Genomic DNA, 16708 nt, shown 5'->3' with positions numbered 1-16708 from the left:
ATTGCCCGGGGTGGCCCACAAAGGGCTTTGCATCGCTGAGCGCGGTACGGGAATGGATGCTGACGTTCGAACGGGCTTACAACGAGCAGCATCTTCACAGTGGTATCCAGTATGTCACGCCGGCGGATCGGCACCGTGGGATAGACCGAGAACGTCTTGAGCACCGGAAAGCGGTTTATGAAAGGGCGAAGCGCCGACAGCCTCAACGCTGGTCGGGCCGCACTCGGAACTGGGAGGTTCCTGGTTCGGTGTCGCTCAACCCGGGAAAAGAGCAGGAAATCGAGCGTAATAAACAGGCTGCTTAAGCGCAGCCATTTGGACAACTGGGTTGAAAATCACCGCTACCCCAAGGTGCGCATTTTGCGGGCTTCCGCCTGGGCGGCGGTTGTCGTGTCACTGGGCATCACCGCCGCTTATTACCAGGGGTGGTTTTGGCTAGCGTTTGCAATGACGCTACTGCTGGCCATTCAGTCAGCCTTTTACTCACCGGCCAAATACGGTTTGGTTAGAGGGCTATTTGGTAAGCCGCGCCTGGCGGAAGCTAACGGGCTTATCCAAGCCGTCACCATTGGCGCTATTTTGGCGGGCACCGTAGCGTTTACTGCGCTGTTTGAAACCTGGGTGACACCGAGTGCCCAAACACCCGCGCAACTGTTGCATCAAATAGCGCCGCTGGGCTGGCTGCTAGTGCTTAACAGCGTTTTCCAAGTGATCTCGCTTTACCGGCTAATGCCAGACGAGGTTCAGACACCCGCCACACCGCTTACCTGGCAACGCTACCTTCAAGGTACTGCCCTTAAAGACAACCTGCGGATCATTGCACACAAGCCCGTCATCAGACTGTCGATTATCGGCCTAGCCACCTTCTGGTCGGTGGGCCAAGTGCTGTTGGCCGCCTTTCCCGCCTATGCCAAAGACGCACTGAGCATCGATAACACCTTGGTGCTACAGGGTATTCTCGCCGCTAGCGGTATCGGCATTGCGCTGGGGTCGTTGCTCGCCAGCAAGTTCTCCCGCAACCGCATTGAAACTGGCTTAATCCCCGTCGGGGCGGTTGGGGTGGCAGTTGGTTTATGGTGCCTGCCGCTATTGACTACGCCCGTTAGCCAAGCGCTGAACTTTGTATTTATTGGCATGATGGGTGGGCTGTTTATAGTGCCGCTCAATGCGCTGATTCAGTTTCACGCCGCCGACAACGAACTGGGCACCGTGCTGGCCGCCAATAACTGGATTCAAAACATCGCCATGCTGGGCTTTTTGGTGCTCACGGCGCTGTTCGCACTGGCAGGTGTGGATAGCCATTATCTGTTGGTGCTGATTGCCACCGTCGCCATGGTGGGCGGTGGTTACACCATTATGAAGCTGCCTCAAAGCCTGGTGCGCTTTCTGTTGAGCTTCTTGCTGACACGCCGCTACCGCGTGGATGTGCATGGTCTGGAAAACCTGCCCGCCCAGGGCGGTGTGCTGCTGCTTGGCAACCATATCAGTTGGGTGGATTGGGCCATGGTGCAAATCGCCAGCCCACGCCCGGTGCGCTTTGTAATGTTGAAATCAGTTTACCAACGCTGGTACCTACGCTGGTTTTTCAAAGCCCTGGGTTGCATTCCCATCGAACGCGGCGCGGGTGCCGATAACGCCCTAACCGCCGTTGCTGAACAGTTGAATGCTGGTGAAGTGGTATGCCTGTTTCCAGAGGGCGCGATCACCCGCAACGGTCAGCTAGGTGAATTCCGCCGCGGCTACGAACGGGCCTGTCAGAAGGCAAATCCCGATGTACGCATTGTTCCCTTCTATCTGCGTGGTCTTTGGGGCAGCCAGTTCTCCCGCTCATCAAGCAAAATAAAAGAGTTGCGTAATTCGCCATTGCATCGCTCGGTGGTGGTCGCGTTCGGCAAGCCGCTGCCCAAAGACACCCCTGCCGATGTACTCAAGCTGCGCATTTTTGAACAAGCCACCAACTCCTGGCAGCATGCCATCAACGAACTCCCCAGCCTACCTGAGGCGTGGATACGCAGCGTAAAACGCCGACCCGGTGAGCTAGCCCTATCGGATTCCCTTAGCCGCCCGCTTAATGCAGCCCAGGCATTGACCGCCAGCCTGCTACTGGCTAAGCGCATTCGCAAACTGACTTCAGGGCAAAACGTCGGTTTGCTGCTGCCGACCAGCAGCGCAGGCGTGCTGACGAATATGGCGACCCTTTTGGCAGGCAAAACGCTGGTGAACCTCAACTACACCGCCAGCCAGTCAGCGCTTGCCTCAGCGCTCACGCAAGCCGAGATCGGCACAGTTTTCACCTCGCGCCGCTTTGTGGAAAAGCTCGAGAAACGTGGCCTGAATGTTAACCAGCTACTGGCGCATACTCACAAGGTGTACCTGGAAGACCTGCAAACATCCATTAGCCGCTCTGAGCGCGTCCGCACTTGGCTGGCCATTCGCTTGCTACCGGGCTGGCTGCTTCAACGCCTTTTCTGCCAAGCCCACGATGCCGACGCCACCGCCGCCATCCTATTTTCAAGCGGCAGCGAAGGCGAGCCCAAGGGCATAATGCTAAGCCACCGCAACCTGATGGCCAATATCAAACAGACTTCCGACGTGCTCAACACCCAGAGCGACGACGTGGTGATGGGCTCGCTGCCGCTGTTTCACGCCTTTGGGCTGACGGTCACCCAACTGTTGCCGCTGATCGAAGGCTTACCGCTGGTATGCCACCCTGACCCTACCGATGCCCCTGGCATCGCTGGCGCCGTTGCCAAGCACAAAGCCACTATTATGTTTGGCACTTCCAGCTTTTTAAGGCTGTTTGTACGCAGCTCAAAGGTGCATCCGTTAATGTTGGAAAGCTTGCGGATAGTGGTCGCTGGTGCCGAAAAGCTGGATGAACGCGTGAGCAGTGACTTTACGCTTAAATTCCACAAGCCCATTTACGAAGGCTATGGAGCAACCGAAATTGCCCCGGTGGCCTCAGTGAACCTGCCCGATGCCATGGGTATGCACTACCAGCAAATACAGCAGGGCAGTAAAGCAGGCACGGTAGGCATGCCGCTGCCCGGCACCAGTTTTAAAATCGTTGATCCAGACAGTTTTGCAGAGCTGCCTACTGGCGAAGCTGGCATGATCTTAATCAGCGGCCCTCAGGTAATGCAGGGCTACCTCAACGACCCACAGCGCACCGCTGCCGCCATTAAAGAGCTCGACGGCCAGCGCTGGTACGTCACAGGTGATAAAGGCTTTATCGATGAAGACGGCTTTTTAACGCTGATTGACCGTTACTCCCGCTTTGCCAAGTTGGGTGGCGAGATGATTAGTCTCAGCGCCGTTGAACAGGCGGTTAAAGCCGCTCTAAATGACCAAAGCACCGAGCTGATGGCAGTTGCAATTGCCGATAACCATAAAGGCGAGCGTATCGTACTGCTGTCGGAGGCACCGCTTGACGCCAGCGCCGTCAAAGCGGCCATGCGCTCCAACGGCACTCAACCCATGATGATTCCCAGCCACTGGTTGACAGTCGAAACGCTGCCGCGCCTGGGCAGCGGTAAAGCGGATTTCGACGGCGCTAAGCGGCTAGCCCAAGCGCAGTTGGAAGCAGAAAAGGCGTAGTAAACAGAAAAAACCCGGCACTTAAGCCGGGTCTTGATGAAGTATCAGTGTTTTACCAATTGTATTTCAAACTGCCAATGACGCTGCGGGATTCGCCGTAATAGCACCAGAAATCAGATTCACAACTCGCCACATATTCTTCATCAGTGATGTTATTAACGTTGAGCTGAGCCGTCCAACTTTCATTGATGTCATATCTCGCCATGGCATCGCCCACGGTATAACTGGGTACATCGATAGTAGATCCCCCTGAGCTTTCACCCACATGGCGAATGCCAGCCCCCACCTTCAAGCCATCCACAACGGCCCCTTCAAAGTCATAATCAAGCCAGGCCGATGTTTGGTGACGTGGAATTAGACTCTTACGCTGACCACCTTCGCCTTCAGCATCAGTATAAGTATATGCAGCAGTAAGTTGCAGTTGGTCGGTCAAATAGCCGACACCTTCTACTTCAAATCCTTGGGATGTCTGTTTACCACTCTGCTCCTGACGCCCGCCGCTTGATGAAGTCACGAGGCTATTGCGCTGTTCAAGATCAAAGATTGCAGCTGTTACATAGCCATCCCAAGTAGGAGGAGCAAACTTAACCCCAAGCTCCCACTGCTCACCTTCCAATGGTTCATAAAGATCTCCACCATCGTCAACGCTGGTTTGCGTCTCAAAAGACTCTGTGTAGCTCAGGTAGGGGTTAATGCCATGGTTCCCCAGATACATCACACCACCGGACCAAGAGACCTGATTATCATCGGCCCGCTCCGTTGTTCCAGTAGTGCGATTGGCGCTGTCAGTTTCTGCCTGATCGTAGCGAACAGCTCCCAGCAGTACCCAACGGTCATCAATACGCAACTGATCCTGTACATAAAAGCCAAGTTGCTCTTTATCGATCTGGCGGCGTTCTAATTGGTCGTCGGGAACAGAAACGATATCTCCTTGCGGATCGAAGATATCGACGGTGTCATAACCAGAAAAATCACTGTCGAATTGTTTATCATCGAGACTTAGGTCTTGGTAGTCCACCCCGAACAGCAAAGTATTTTCAGTACGATCTGTATACCACTTACCTACCATACGATTATCAATCGTAAAACTGTCGATCTCACCATCACGTTGTAAATGGCCGCGCGTAGCTGTTTGCTCATCAATGCGTGAAAGGATGTAGGTGCTACGCAAATCCAAATCGAGATGGCTATAACGAAAATCCTGCTCAAATTTCCAAGTGTCATCGAGCTGATGTTTGAATTCGTAACCGATGGCTGCCTGGGTACGTTCGTCCTTGTCGTAGTCGGGCGCGCCATAGTTAGTTTGGGGATCCACCTTCCCAAGCGGCGTGTCTTCTACCGTGCCATAGGGAAGTTTGAAGGGATTGACCGGAACGCCGTCGTCCTTCTGGAAGCTAGCGAGTAGCGTAAGCTGTGTATCATCGGAGAGATCCCATTCAAGGCTCGGTGCGAAGTAAACACGCTCGTTCTCGGTGTCATTTAAATCACCATCGCGTTCTTTATATAGCCCAACGACACGATAGCGTACGTCACCACTCTCGGTAACTGGACCTGATGTATCAAAACCCAATTGGCGGTGATCGCGGTTGCCCGCCTGAATGTCAATCTCCCCCCTTTGTTCATCGGTAGGGCGTTTGCTCACGGCATTGATCAGCCCCCCAGAAGGTGCCTCGCCATAGAGGATCGATGCAGGCCCCTTAAAGACTTCTACACGCTCAAGGCCGTAAGTTTCAGGTAACCACTGGTAATAACCGATCCGATAGAGACGAAGGCCATCCAGATAAGTTGCCTGGTCGAACCCCCGGATCTTGAACCAATTCGTGTTGTTGTCCGATCCATAGTGGCCTGAAAGCACACCAGAGCGATATCGGAACGTCTCGTCGAGTTGCTGGACGTTACGATCATCAAGCTCTTCACGATTCACAGTAGATACTGGGCGTGGGGTCTCTACCATCGGCGTATCAACCTTCAGCGCCGTGGCGGTAACCACGGTGGTGCCGGTATCGATCGTCTCTTCCTGGGCAAGCACGGCAAGCGGTGTAATGCTCAAAACGCCGCCTAGCGATAGAGTGAGTGAACGTCGCACAGCGACAGCGAGCGGTAAGCGCGCGAAGCAAATAGGGTTCCGGTGCATGAAGAAGACCTTGAGGGTTATTAGAGGAAGCGTATAGTTATAGTAAAGCGAATGATACGAATTTTTATTACGCTTCACAATGGCGATTAATACGCATAAGCCCTCGACTGGCTCCGCACCCTCAAGAGGCTTTTCTTGCTACCGGTTTGAATGAAAACAATAAGTACGTCGAGCATGCCCAAAAGCACCTTGCAGTTGTTCAACAGGTGCTCTGGATATAAAGCGCTAAGGGAGTATTTTTCATCGGGGCAAACCAGGGATTAGTCAGGCGCTTAATGGCTCAACTGCAATGCAGGGCGGTCAGGCCCGAGTAGCACGCGGAAGTTGGTTGCTGACAGCGGCTTACTGAGCCAGAACCCCTGGGCACCATCGCAGCCTTCTGATTCAAGATGGTTCAACTGTGCTTGGGTCTCGACGCCCTTGGCGATAACACGCACGGCCAAATTCTGGCCAAAGTTGATAAGCGCCTTGATGAACATGGCATCTTCTCGATTATTGAGCATGTCATGCACAAAACAAGGCGCGAGGTTGACTGTGTCGATGGGAAAACAATGCAAATGTTTCAAGCTGGCACTACCGTCACCGAAGTCGTCGATGGCAATGCGTATCCCCATACGGTTCAACTCGGCCAGGGTCGATATTGAAGCGTCGGTATGAAGATGCATGAGGCTGTTTTCAGACACGTCCAGCTCTAAAAAATGGGGATCCAGCCCGGTTTTGTTCAATATTTCCGCCACACGGGCGGGTAATGTCTTGTCGCGCAGTTGCATGGCCGACATGTTCACCGAGATGGGCACGATATCGCCCCCTTCGCGGCGCCACGCCTGTAACCGACGGCAGGTCTCGCCCAGCACCCAGTAACCAATAGGAACCATGAGCCCGCGGGCTTCTGCGACCGGAAGGAACGCCGAGGGCTGCATAAGGCCTTGTGTCGGACTGCGCCAACGAAGCAGCGCTTCTGCGCTCACCATATAACCAGTGGCGATATCTATTCTAGGTTGGAAGTCGAGAAACAGTGTGTCTGCCTTTAGCGCCAGGTGCAATTGAGACCCTAAATTATTATTTTGCGCTTTCAGGGCGTTCATCTCGGCACTGAACAACTGGCAATTGTTGCGTCCGCTTTTCTTGGCGTGATACATCGCTGTATCGGCATTATTGAGCAAGGTATGTTCATCAGTGCCGTGATCGGGATAGAGACTGATCCCAACACTGGTGGTAATACGCAGCTCGTGATCGAAAATTTGGTACGGTTCGGCTAGTGCGCTAAGGATTTTCTCCGCAATTCGGGCGGCATCCTGTGACTTTTCAATTTCACTCAGCAGCACCACGAACTCATCACCCCCCTGACGGCATATCGTGTCTGTTGTACGAACACACTCGTTGAGACGACCCGCCACCGACTGTAACAAGGCGTCGCCTATCGCATGACCCAGCGAGTCGTTGATGGTTTTGAAATCATCGAGATCCAGGTACAACAGGGCGAACTGATGCTGATGCCGCTTTGCCAGACCAATGGCTTGAGAAAGGCGCTCCGAGAGCAGGATACGATTGGGCAACTCGGTGAGGGCATCATGTTGCGCCTGATAAGCCAGCTTGGACGAATGGGTCGGCGAGTGGTGGGCATCATGAAACACGATGACCGCCCCTTTAAGGCAGCCGTCTCGGTCATGGATGGGTGACGCGGAATCCTCTATCAACAACTGGCTGCCATCCTTGCGAATCAGTACGCAATCCATGGCGAGGCCAACAGTGCGGTTTTCTTCCATAGCCCGTTGCGCTGGGTTGGCGGCCGTCTGGAGCGTCTGGCCATCGATAAGCGTCAGCACCTGAACCAAGGGTTTGCCGAGCGCATCGACACACGACCAACCGGTCAGGGTTTCGGCCATCCGATTCAGATAGGTGACCCGAGACTCAAGATCCGTCGTGACCACGGCATCGCCGATCGAATTCAGTGTTACCTGAGCCCATTCCTTCGCAGCTTGCAAGGCGGCTTCAGCATCACGCAACCGCGCGTCGGCCTCTTCCTGCGCAGCGGCCTCATCAGGCACATGAATGTGCCCTGTCGCTCCCTGCCCCATGAACCTTACCTCTTTTTTTGAAACGACAGCCTCTACTCATCATAGAACCAAAGAAAAACGAATGCGTTGGCTTTGGAGAAGTTGGCGTTGTTTTTTTCGACCTTAAGGGAGTCACACGCCGCGACTCTGTGCGCAACCGAACATATAGAAATGTTTCAATGCGGCATCAAGCACGAGTTTGAGAGGTTGGAGCAGAAGCAAAATGTCATCTCGGCTGCCAAGCTGCTTGTGGCAGTAATAATTCAAGAAGGGTGGCGCTGCGTTCCCAGCAGCGCACATAGTGCAACATCCTTGTTTAGGCATATCCGTCGCCTCACTTGTACACACACTAGACGTTAAGTCAGTGGCTGACTGTGCGCTGCCGAACATGGCGTGGACATCTCCGAAAAACCTACCTTTTATTATAAAAATCAATATCTTAAATATAAACGAACCATTTTATGTGCGTTATCGTACAGAATTTCCTCTACAGCGTCCTATACTTAAGTTTGGCAAGCCTTACATAGGCGATTCCCGTCAAACTACTCAACAGCTAGCAATAAGGGGGATACTCAATGCAAGGGCCTGGTGATTTCCGGAAAAATGCTTTGCTTGGCTTACTGCCTGAAGAGGAACTGAATCGCCTGCTACCTGATTTCGAGAGAGTGACACTGACACTGGGTCAATCGCTTTGCGAAGCGGGACAGGTCATGAAACATGTCTACTTTCCGCTGGACTCCATCGTCTCGCTGCTGTGCGTGATGGAGGATGGCGCCTCGACAGAAATTGCCGTGGTGGGCTATGAAGGGGTGGTGGGCGTCTCACTATTCATGGGCGGTGAAACCACACCCAGCCGAGCGATCGTCCAGAGTGGCGGGCAAGCGTTACGTCTCAAGGGCCATCTGCTCAAAAACGAATTCTACCGCGCCGGCCCCATGCAGCGACTGCTATTGCGCTACACCCAAGCTCTGCTGACGCAGATGGCACAGACAGCGGTTTGCAATCGCCATCACAACCTTGATCAGCAACTATGTCGCTGGTTGCTGCTCAGCATTGACCGGTTACCAAACAATGAGCTGATCATGACCCAGGAGTTAATTGCCAATATGCTGGGCGTGCGTCGTGAGGGAGTCACCGAATCGGCGGGTAAGCTCCAGAGAGCTGGCCTGATCTCCTACCATCGTGGCCGTATCAATGTGCTTGACAGGCCTGGGCTAGAGGAGCGGGTCTGCGAGTGTTATGCGGTGGTCAAGGAAGAATACGACCGCTTGCTCAATCAGCAAAACGTTATGTGAGCGAGGGCAGCCCCACATTTCAGCAGGCATTATCGCGCTATGTGCGCTACCGTGCCGACGCTTAATTTACTGAATGGTAATATATAGATAGACCGTCAGATTGCCAAATGACGGTCTATCTGCAGTCGACATCAAAATGAGTTATCCCTTCATTGTGCCGTTTGCCAGGTTCTTTTAACCGGAGAGGCACATGACGTCTATTTTAAACGTTCCCGCTGCCAACCAACTACTTGCCGCGCTACCCGACGTCGAGCGGAATGCGTTTATGGCTGAATGCGAAACCGTGGAGCTTACGTTCGGCGAAGTGCTGTTCCAGCCCGCCGAGGCACTCACCCACGTCTATTTCCCCATCGACAGTTTCATTTCACTTATCGTCGTTATTGATGGTGATAACCGCCTGGAAGTCGCAATGGCGGGTCAAGAAGGCATGCTGGGCATATCACTGATACTGGGCATCGAAGAAGAACCGTTGCTCGCCTTGGTTCAAGGCGCAGGCTCAGCCCTACGCATCAACGCGGCAAACTTTCAGCGGCTATTATTGGAAAGCCCCGTATTGCATCAGCGACTGAAGCGATATCTTTACGTGGTGATGAAGCAGTTGGCTACGACAGTGGCCTGTAACCACTTTCATCGGATTGAAGCGCGCCTCGCCCGCTGGTTGCTGATGACCCAGGATCGCGCCGGGACTGATCACTTGCAACTGACCCATGAGTTTCTGGCCATGATGCTCGGGGTTAGGCGTGCCGGGATTACGATAGCGGCTTTAGCCCTACAGACGCGTGGGCTGATTCGCTATCACCGTGGCGAAATCAAAGTGCTTAACCGGACGGGCCTGATCGAGGCGTCCTGCGCATGCTACGCCGAAGATCGTGCGCTATATGCCAAGATGTTGCCGACACTATAAGGGCAACGGCAGCCCTGCCCTCTTCCCCTATTACTTTTAGTGTCTTCTGGCTATATGTACGCCACCAGACAGATCACCCCTCCTATTGCCTCTATGCTGCCGTTAAGTGCATGCGTCCTGAATTCCTGCAATCACTGCATTAGGTGCATCCACTCGCTAATAGGATCGATCTCATGCCACAGAAACCCAAACTTATTAACCTCGCCCTTCAGGGTGGAGGGGCTCATGGCGCTTTCACCTGGGGGGTTCTTGACCGGATTCTTGAGGACGGACGGCTAAAAATCGCCGGAGTCTCAGGCACGTCGGCGGGGGCGATGAATGCGGTGGCACTGGCCGATGGCTTCACCCGCGATGGCCCCGACGGCGGTCGCGAGGCTTTAGAACATTTTTGGCGAAGCATGGGCGACGGCGCAATGAACAGCCCAATGAAACGCACGCCCTACGACGTTCTGACAGGCAACTGGGGGCTGGAAAATAACCCCATGTATCATGCGATGGATGCGCTTTCCCGAGTGGCGTCGCCTTATCAGCTTAATCCGATGAATATCAATCCGTTGCGAGACCTGGTCGCGAAAAATATTGATTTCGAAAACGTGCGTAATTGCACTGCGTTCAAACTCTACATTTCGGCCACCAACGTGGAGAGCGGCAATGTTAAAATCTTCCCTCGCGAAGAGATAACCTTGGACATGTTGATGGCCTCGGCCTGTCTACCGTACCTCTATCAGGCTGTCGAGATAGACGGCGTGCCCTATTGGGATGGCGGCTACATGGGCAATCCCTCGCTGTTTCCCTTTCACGACGAGACGGGCACCAACGATATATTGGTCATTCAGATCAACCCGATCGAGCGTAAAGGCGCGCCAAAGAACGCCCAAGACATACAGAACCGGATGAACGAAATCAGCTTCAACAGCAGCCTGCTTAAAGAACTGCGCGGGATCGACTTCGTTGACCGACTGATTCGTCAGGGCAAGCTCTCGGCCGATGAATACCGTCAGGTGCGAGTGCATGTCATGGAAAACCAAGCAGAACTGATACCTCTGGGCGCTTCATCAAAGATGAATGTCGAATGGCAGTTCCTCACCAAGCTGCGCGATCTTGGCCGCGACACCGCCAACAACTGGCTGGATGAGAACTTTGCCATCATCGGCGAGCGTTCGAGTGTCGATCTGCGGCAGATTTTTCAGGGGATCGGTGCGCAGCATCAGGGGTAAGGGTGGCAGAAGCTTTTTGGGGTTGGGTTAACTTATGATGCTAGGTTTGAGTAGTGCTATCTCTCAGAAGGGATTGCCCAAGGGTTAATAGTCTCGACGCTCAACGTCTCGAAATCCTTTATGTTGCGTGTCGCTAGCACCGCTCCATGCCGGATGCAGATAGCCGCAATTTGGGCATCGGCCATGTGCACCTGCTTTCCTGTACGCTCGCTAGCAGCTACTTGCTCTGCATAATGAACAGCAGCTTCGCTATCGAATGGCAGAATGCGGCCAGCGAAGTCTTCCTCGAACATTCCTGCTGCCATCGCTGCGAAACTACGCTTGCGTCTGCCGTCGGGCAGGCGTTCGATGCCGTAGAGAATTTCAGCGACCGTAATCGCCGAAATTGCCACTGCAGCAGCATCCTGCCTATCCAGCCAGTCTACAACCCGAGCAGCTGGCACAGTCCGCATCAACTCGGAGAGCACGTTGGTATCAAGAACCATCATGCGCCGAAGCCGGGATCACGAGGCTTATCAGATCTAGCTGGCACTTCCAGTTCGACGCCTCCCGCGTCTGCGAATCGATCCCGTATGCGGCTTCCCAGCCCCACTTTCTGAGGCTGGTTGAGCGCTTTGCGCAGAATGATGCGAACTTCCTCTTCCATGGAATGACCATGCATCGCTGCTTCTATACGCAGTTGGGACTTTAGCTGTTCGTCAAGATTACGAATAGTGATTGATGCCATACCAGCCTCCTCAGATGCTTTCGTTGCAATCAATGATAGCACAATCTCGATGATTTAATTTCGACTGAAACGTTTGCCATGCCTGATCACATTGATACAAAGAGCAGAGTCTAAAGTGTAGCGCTACTCAATCTGGGGGTGACGTCGGCAGCAATACAACATTCCTTTCCACGCCACTACATATCTTTAATTTTTTGCAAAAAATCTACCAACTTGTGAACTTTAGTTGAAGGGTTATCGGTTCCACTTTCCCTTGTAACATCAAGAGTTTTTTGCGCGTAGGCCTTAGCCTGTGGCAGCTGTTCCAAAAGATCCAAAAAGACCCCACGATGCCCCTTTTTATAATCAGGGATATAGTTTTTCAGATCGCTTAATGCTTGCTCAGCTGAGCTGTTACCTGGCAAGCTTTCATATGGTTTAGTAGTATATATAAAATGCAATAAAAGCCAATACTCAAAACAAGGTACAGATGTTATATGATAAAAAGTCTCTTTTGGGACTGCAGCATCAATTTCCTGACAAGTCTCATAATATCCATCATGATTATCCTTATCAAAAACACAGAAAACTTTATCAAACTCATCCCCTGCATCTTTCGCTTCTCGATAGCGCTGGCGCGCATAGTCCCAAATACTTTTTGGACTCGAGCCAGTCTCACCAGTTATCTCAACATTAGCCGTATTTAGTTCATAATGTTCCTGAATCCCTTTAAAATAAAATGGTTCAGTTTTTTTACCCTCACAAACAACAAGTACTTTAGCATATGGTGAACGTTTTGCCTTTCTCCGAGAAAGCTGCTTAGCTGATCTAGCCTTACGCTTGTGAAACAAGTCATCAGTTCCCATTACTTTTCTCCCAAGCTAATTGTTAGGTCCTTAACGAAGGGGAGTGCACCATAGCGACCAGACAAATATGAAAGCTCTAAATTCTCTCTTCCCTTTCGTGGACTAAAATCAGTTAAAGGATACAATTGTGTCGATTGATCTTTGTTTTTTTCACAGAACCAAATTTGGTCGCGACGAAACACATCTTGGTCCAGAATTGATGTTTCATGCGTTGTAAAGACTAGCTGGGCATTCTTGGGATTTGTTTCACTGCTATGAAAAAGAGACACTAAGAACTTTACAAGTTTTGGATGTAAATTATCATGCAGTTCATCAATAAAAAGAATATAGCCATTAGCCAAGCTATCCACCCAAGGACCGGCAAAACCAAACAGCCGCTGAGTACCATCTGATTCATCATCAATATCGAAAGCGACTTCGCCTCCATCTACACTTTTATGAATCGTTTTGATATCTAATACTTTTTTCCCCTTCATATCTTTAGCGATTTGATCCTTAATTCCTTGAGGCATATCTTCAGGCAGCGCCCCCGGGTCGAATGGCTCACTTTCAACTTGAATGTCTTCAATAGACAAGTCAGCTGCCTTTAGGAACTCAAGAACTTTCTCTTTTTCTTTTTTTTCACATAAAGATGCACTAAAACCCATTCCCCATCCACCTACACCACTCATTCGGAGAATCTCGTCAAACCAGTCATAAATTGGCTGAAGCTGTTTGCTATTTAACTGAATAGCCGTAGACAAGAATAGTGCATTATCCCTAGTAGACCTTTGCCAGAGCTGCTTTTCACCATACAGGTTATTACCCAATTCCCAATCATACTCTTGCTTATTTTCGTTCCAAGCCCTTCCAAACCACCGCTGCGCTCGCCCTTTTGGATAAGCCAAAAGCCACTCTTCATAAATTTTTTCTTGAGTGGCCGAAAATCCATATTGGTATCTGACATGATCCACGATAAAAACAGCTTCAAATTCACTTGGTGCGTTATATTTTTTTTCACTAAGCCTGAATGGAGAGATTGGAAGTTTGTCCCCCCTCTGATGGCTCGAGGCAGAATTCACCACAATGTCTTTCATCGCCCGCAACGCAAGTAAGAAATTAGTTTTTCCGCTTGCATTTGCTCCATAAATAGCGGAAGACCGCAATAAATTAAAATCACTGAATGCATTTACTTTAAAAGTATTCTCTTCGGCTAACTCTCTCCCTTTAGCCGTTGCCATGCTAAGCGTTTGGCGATCACTAAAAGATCGAAAATTGGACACACCAAATTCAATCAACATATCAATCTCCTAAAACAATAAAAATGACAAAATATGCTAAATCAAGTCAGAAGGAACCCATACCCCTCCTTATAATGCCATTTTTTGACATTTTTTTCCAAAAATCAATACAAAAAACCTCAACGCCATCCAAGATCAAGCCCCTAACACTCGCCGACCATGTCAGTAATTAGTGCCGCAAGCTCAAGGGCAGGCATTTTCCCGCCAAGCCCCCGGGCAAAGAAGCTAAGATCGCAAGAAGGTTCTATTCGACCTCAAATTCGGAAGCTATTGAAATTCCTAGACAGATGTATCGATGATTTTCAACCTGGTTGTCTAACGAGCTTCTCCTAAGCAGCTTGTTTATTACACTCAACTTCCTACAATTTGCCAGGGTTGAGAGACCCCGAATCGGCTAACTCCCTATTTCGGGTACTGCCTAACCAACGCGTTGAATATCGGCGCCTAGCGCCTGGCAATTTTATAAACCGCTTTGAGGTGTTCAAGACATTCTCGGTCGCCACCCCTGTGACAGTCTGCGGGCGTCACGCACCTGATGCAGTATGCCTCCATCCATGTAATATTCGAACCTTCCACCGTGACAGCACCTAGCCAGAAATGACACAGTGATCTTACCTAGCAAAACGTTGATGAAAGAACACTGATGCCATCCAGAAAATATTAATTAGTGTTGAAAATGTTGCTGATGCAACGGTAGCCGTTGGCTTCGGTAGGCCAACTCCTCGGGGAGCAGTATAGCGTCGTACCCGTCAGAGCGAGTAAGTTACAGGTAATTGCTATGGCGACGCTTGCGGCGGTATAGCAATTACCACCACTACACACTAAGTTTCGAAATTTTTGAAAAGGCTAAAGATTCTATATATATAACTTTATTTATCTATATTTCTTGAATCCCTCGAATCAAGAGTCCATGACACAATAAAAGATGTTGGCATTGCAAATCTCAGCAAGCCAATATTATCTTCTTTAACCTCCAAGTATGCTTCTTTGCCTAGTCTAGAAAGGATCAAAACATCCTTTATAATACAAACATCATAATCTGTAGTCGATACCTCTAGATCTAGTGCTTTATACAACTCGCATCCACTTTTATTTAACACCAACTCAGAAGCCTGTATATTTCCAAACTTATATATTTTCATCACACCATATGGGATTCTATCGAACTTACCAAAGAGCGAAAGAACCATAGAAAGAGCCATTAACCCTAAGACAAACTCTTTAACATATGGCTTAGCATTATTTTGAGGAGTAGCTGAAGCCATATTTACAAAAACAAGAAACACTGTAGCAAAAAAACCATTTAACAATGCTACATAACTAATATTACCGAACTCATCGGCCGTTAACTTTAAAATAAAGTATAACGGTGTTAGCATAAAAGATGCTGAAACCAGTGTTGCAAAAACTAAAAAAACAAATTCTTTAAGACCAACCAAAAATCTAAACCCACTTTGAAAACAAAGGAAATATAAAAACAACATTGAAGGTATAATTAATATAGCCAGCCAATACCAACCTTCGAAATAAATTTTAATAAACATACTCAAATAAACAGCAAGCAGTGGTATCGCAAACCAAATTAGTAAATTCAAAAAGTTGCTATTGAAGCTATTATCAACCCAATATTTCTTGAGATTTGATCTTTCTCCTAAAACATTCCATATGCCGCCCCAAAAAGACCCAGCTAAAACCATAGCCCCCAGCATTGTTAATATAATCACAACCGATGTTGCAGAAGCTGCTGCTGTTATTGCAACTGAAGACTTTAGATCAAAATCAGGCATATACCCTATAAGCGCATAATAAATAACAAAAACCCCACCTCCAAAAACAAGTATGGTTGACCAGAAAATACTAGCGACATTGGAGTAAAAATATTTTTTTAGGCTTCCTTCTTCCATTTCAGAACTCCTATTTATCATTTCTTAACAAACTCATTAGTTATAGAGCGAATTGCAATTATATTTTTTTCACAACTATCTAACTTTACAACTAAATCTTCAGCTCTTAGATGAGTATACCTCCTCAGCATCTGCATCGACTTATGCCCACTGATTGCAGCCACCTCCTGACCAAATAGACCTGCCTCTACTAATCGGCTGACTGCCTCATGTCTTAAATCATGAAAGTGAATGTCATCAAGCCCTGCCTTCTTCTTGGCCTGATTCCAAACCTTCGTATAGACGTAAGGGCCCCGCTTGCCTTCTTTACCTGGCTCACCGAAAAACACCAGGTTGCAGTCAAGTGGGCGCAATGGGTTATTCAGGGCCTGCTTGAACACTTCTGTCGCTGCTTGAGTTAGCCTGGATTTCTCATAGCACCTCAGCCAGTACCGCACTCAGGCTGTAACACCGTTAAATACCTACTGGTTCGACTTACATCGGCTACTTTTTAACCACTTTCCGTCGTTCAGACACACCTCCCCCTTTCCCCCATTGCGTCGGGCCGGGGGCGCCCGAGCAGTCAGTTCGGCACCAACCGCCTGACGAGATCGGATAGCGCCGTTTTATAGGGGTAGCTGTCACTCATGAGTACGCGGATTCGACGCGTATTGCGGATGATGACCGCGCCTACCTTGATGAGCTTGAGCCTCAGGTTGCTAGGACTCATGCGCGCGAAGGGCGTGTGCTTCAGGTAAGTCCGCAAGCG

At 50.2% G+C, this 16708-nt stretch carries 13 protein-coding genes and 1 pseudogene; 5 read left to right on the top strand and 9 right to left on the bottom strand.

What is annotated here, in order from left to right; translation table 11 throughout:
• Together BLR97_RS19765 and BLR97_RS19130 are read left to right on the top strand one after the other, a co-directional pair.
• Positions 1-305, top strand: a pseudogene (locus tag BLR97_RS19765) (IS3 family transposase); the annotation flags it as partial.
• A 10-nt stretch (positions 306-315) separates the two neighbouring features.
• On the top strand, positions 316-3597 hold the full coding sequence (locus BLR97_RS19130; RefSeq protein WP_244511427.1) for an acyl-[ACP]--phospholipid O-acyltransferase: 3282 nt from the start codon (positions 316-318) through the stop codon (positions 3595-3597).
• A gap of 52 nt (positions 3598-3649) precedes the next feature.
• On the opposite strand, the gene BLR97_RS19125 is transcribed toward BLR97_RS19130, so the two are convergent.
• Both BLR97_RS19125 and BLR97_RS19120 read right to left on the bottom strand, forming a co-directional pair.
• Positions 3650-5731, bottom strand: coding sequence for a TonB-dependent siderophore receptor (locus BLR97_RS19125; RefSeq protein ID WP_089708469.1), 2082 nt, complete (start codon positions 5729-5731; stop codon positions 3650-3652).
• A 272-nt stretch (positions 5732-6003) separates the two neighbouring features.
• Positions 6004-7809: a putative bifunctional diguanylate cyclase/phosphodiesterase gene (locus BLR97_RS19120; RefSeq protein ID WP_089708467.1), complete on the bottom strand. Its 1806-nt coding sequence runs from the start codon at positions 7807-7809 to the stop codon at positions 6004-6006.
• 554 nt (positions 7810-8363) lie between these two features.
• On the opposite strand from BLR97_RS19120, the gene BLR97_RS19115 reads away from it, so the two are divergent.
• The 3 genes from BLR97_RS19115 to BLR97_RS19105 all read left to right on the top strand — a co-directional run bounded on the left by BLR97_RS19115 (position 8364) and on the right by BLR97_RS19105 (position 11204).
• Entirely contained in the window at positions 8364-9083 is a 720-nt protein-coding gene (locus BLR97_RS19115) for a Crp/Fnr family transcriptional regulator (protein WP_089708466.1), read from the top strand.
• A 190-nt stretch (positions 9084-9273) separates the two neighbouring features.
• On the top strand, positions 9274-9987 hold the full coding sequence (locus BLR97_RS19110) for a Crp/Fnr family transcriptional regulator (protein ID WP_089708464.1): 714 nt from the start codon (positions 9274-9276) through the stop codon (positions 9985-9987).
• A 173-nt stretch (positions 9988-10160) separates the two neighbouring features.
• A complete protein-coding gene (locus BLR97_RS19105; RefSeq protein WP_089708462.1) occupies positions 10161-11204 on the top strand; it encodes a patatin-like phospholipase family protein in 1044 nt (347 codons plus the stop codon).
• A 56-nt stretch (positions 11205-11260) separates the two neighbouring features.
• Here BLR97_RS19105 and BLR97_RS19100 read toward each other — a convergent pair whose 3' ends face one another.
• The 7 genes from BLR97_RS19100 to BLR97_RS19070 form a co-directional block, all read right to left on the bottom strand.
• Positions 11261-11692, bottom strand: a complete 432-nt coding sequence (locus tag BLR97_RS19100) for a type II toxin-antitoxin system VapC family toxin (protein WP_089708460.1) — start codon at positions 11690-11692, stop codon at positions 11261-11263.
• Positions 11689-11931 carry a FitA-like ribbon-helix-helix domain-containing protein gene (locus BLR97_RS19095; RefSeq protein WP_089708458.1) on the bottom strand — a complete coding sequence of 81 codons (243 nt, stop codon included), beginning with the start codon at positions 11929-11931 and terminating at the stop codon, positions 11689-11691. Before BLR97_RS19095 ends, BLR97_RS19100 begins: the two co-directional genes overlap by 4 nt.
• Before the next feature lie 176 nt (positions 11932-12107).
• Entirely contained in the window at positions 12108-12776 is a 669-nt protein-coding gene (locus tag BLR97_RS19090) for an RloB family protein (protein ID WP_089708457.1), read from the bottom strand.
• Complete coding sequence (locus BLR97_RS19085) at positions 12776-14056, bottom strand: AAA family ATPase (RefSeq protein ID WP_089708455.1); 1281 nt, start codon at positions 14054-14056, stop codon at positions 12776-12778. Before BLR97_RS19085 ends, BLR97_RS19090 begins: the two co-directional genes overlap by 1 nt.
• 869 nt (positions 14057-14925) lie before the next feature.
• Positions 14926-15960, bottom strand: a complete 1035-nt coding sequence (locus BLR97_RS19080; protein WP_089708452.1) for a hypothetical protein — start codon at positions 15958-15960, stop codon at positions 14926-14928.
• A 17-nt stretch (positions 15961-15977) separates the two neighbouring features.
• Positions 15978-16397 carry a site-specific integrase gene (locus tag BLR97_RS19075; protein ID WP_280140215.1) on the bottom strand — a complete coding sequence of 140 codons (420 nt, stop codon included), beginning with the start codon at positions 16395-16397 and terminating at the stop codon, positions 15978-15980.
• Between the two features lie 125 nt (positions 16398-16522).
• Positions 16523-16708, bottom strand: a 186-nt coding sequence (locus BLR97_RS19070) for a transposase (protein ID WP_199105076.1), incomplete at its 5' end; no start/stop codon positions are given.

Source organism: Vreelandella arcis (assembly GCF_900103865.1).
GTDB classification, from domain to species: Bacteria; Pseudomonadota; Gammaproteobacteria; order Pseudomonadales; family Halomonadaceae; genus Vreelandella; species Vreelandella arcis.
The sequence above is the reverse complement of the archived record's forward strand: the minus strand, read 5'-3'. Positions and strand labels throughout refer to the sequence as shown.

What these genes read in the sequence shown, in the direction of transcription:
- BLR97_RS19100 (WP_089708460.1), bottom strand. Translation starts at nt 11,692, where the DNA reads ATGATGGTTCTTGATACCAACGTGCTCTCCGAGTTGATGCGGACTGTG.
- BLR97_RS19125 (WP_089708469.1), bottom strand. Translation starts at nt 5,731, where the DNA reads ATGCACCGGAACCCTATTTGCTTCGCGCGCTTACCGCTCGCTGTCGCT.
- BLR97_RS19115 (WP_089708466.1), top strand. Translation starts at nt 8,364, where the DNA reads ATGCAAGGGCCTGGTGATTTCCGGAAAAATGCTTTGCTTGGCTTACTG.
- BLR97_RS19120 (WP_089708467.1), bottom strand. Translation starts at nt 7,809, where the DNA reads ATGGGGCAGGGAGCGACAGGGCACATTCATGTGCCTGATGAGGCCGCT.
- BLR97_RS19095 (WP_089708458.1), bottom strand. Translation starts at nt 11,931, where the DNA reads ATGGCATCAATCACTATTCGTAATCTTGACGAACAGCTAAAGTCCCAA.
- BLR97_RS19090 (WP_089708457.1), bottom strand. Translation starts at nt 12,776, where the DNA reads ATGGGAACTGATGACTTGTTTCACAAGCGTAAGGCTAGATCAGCTAAG.
- BLR97_RS19105 (WP_089708462.1), top strand. Translation starts at nt 10,161, where the DNA reads ATGCCACAGAAACCCAAACTTATTAACCTCGCCCTTCAGGGTGGAGGG.
- BLR97_RS19085 (WP_089708455.1), bottom strand. Translation starts at nt 14,056, where the DNA reads ATGTTGATTGAATTTGGTGTGTCCAATTTTCGATCTTTTAGTGATCGC.
- BLR97_RS19080 (WP_089708452.1), bottom strand. Translation starts at nt 15,960, where the DNA reads ATGGAAGAAGGAAGCCTAAAAAAATATTTTTACTCCAATGTCGCTAGT.
- BLR97_RS19110 (WP_089708464.1), top strand. Translation starts at nt 9,274, where the DNA reads ATGACGTCTATTTTAAACGTTCCCGCTGCCAACCAACTACTTGCCGCG.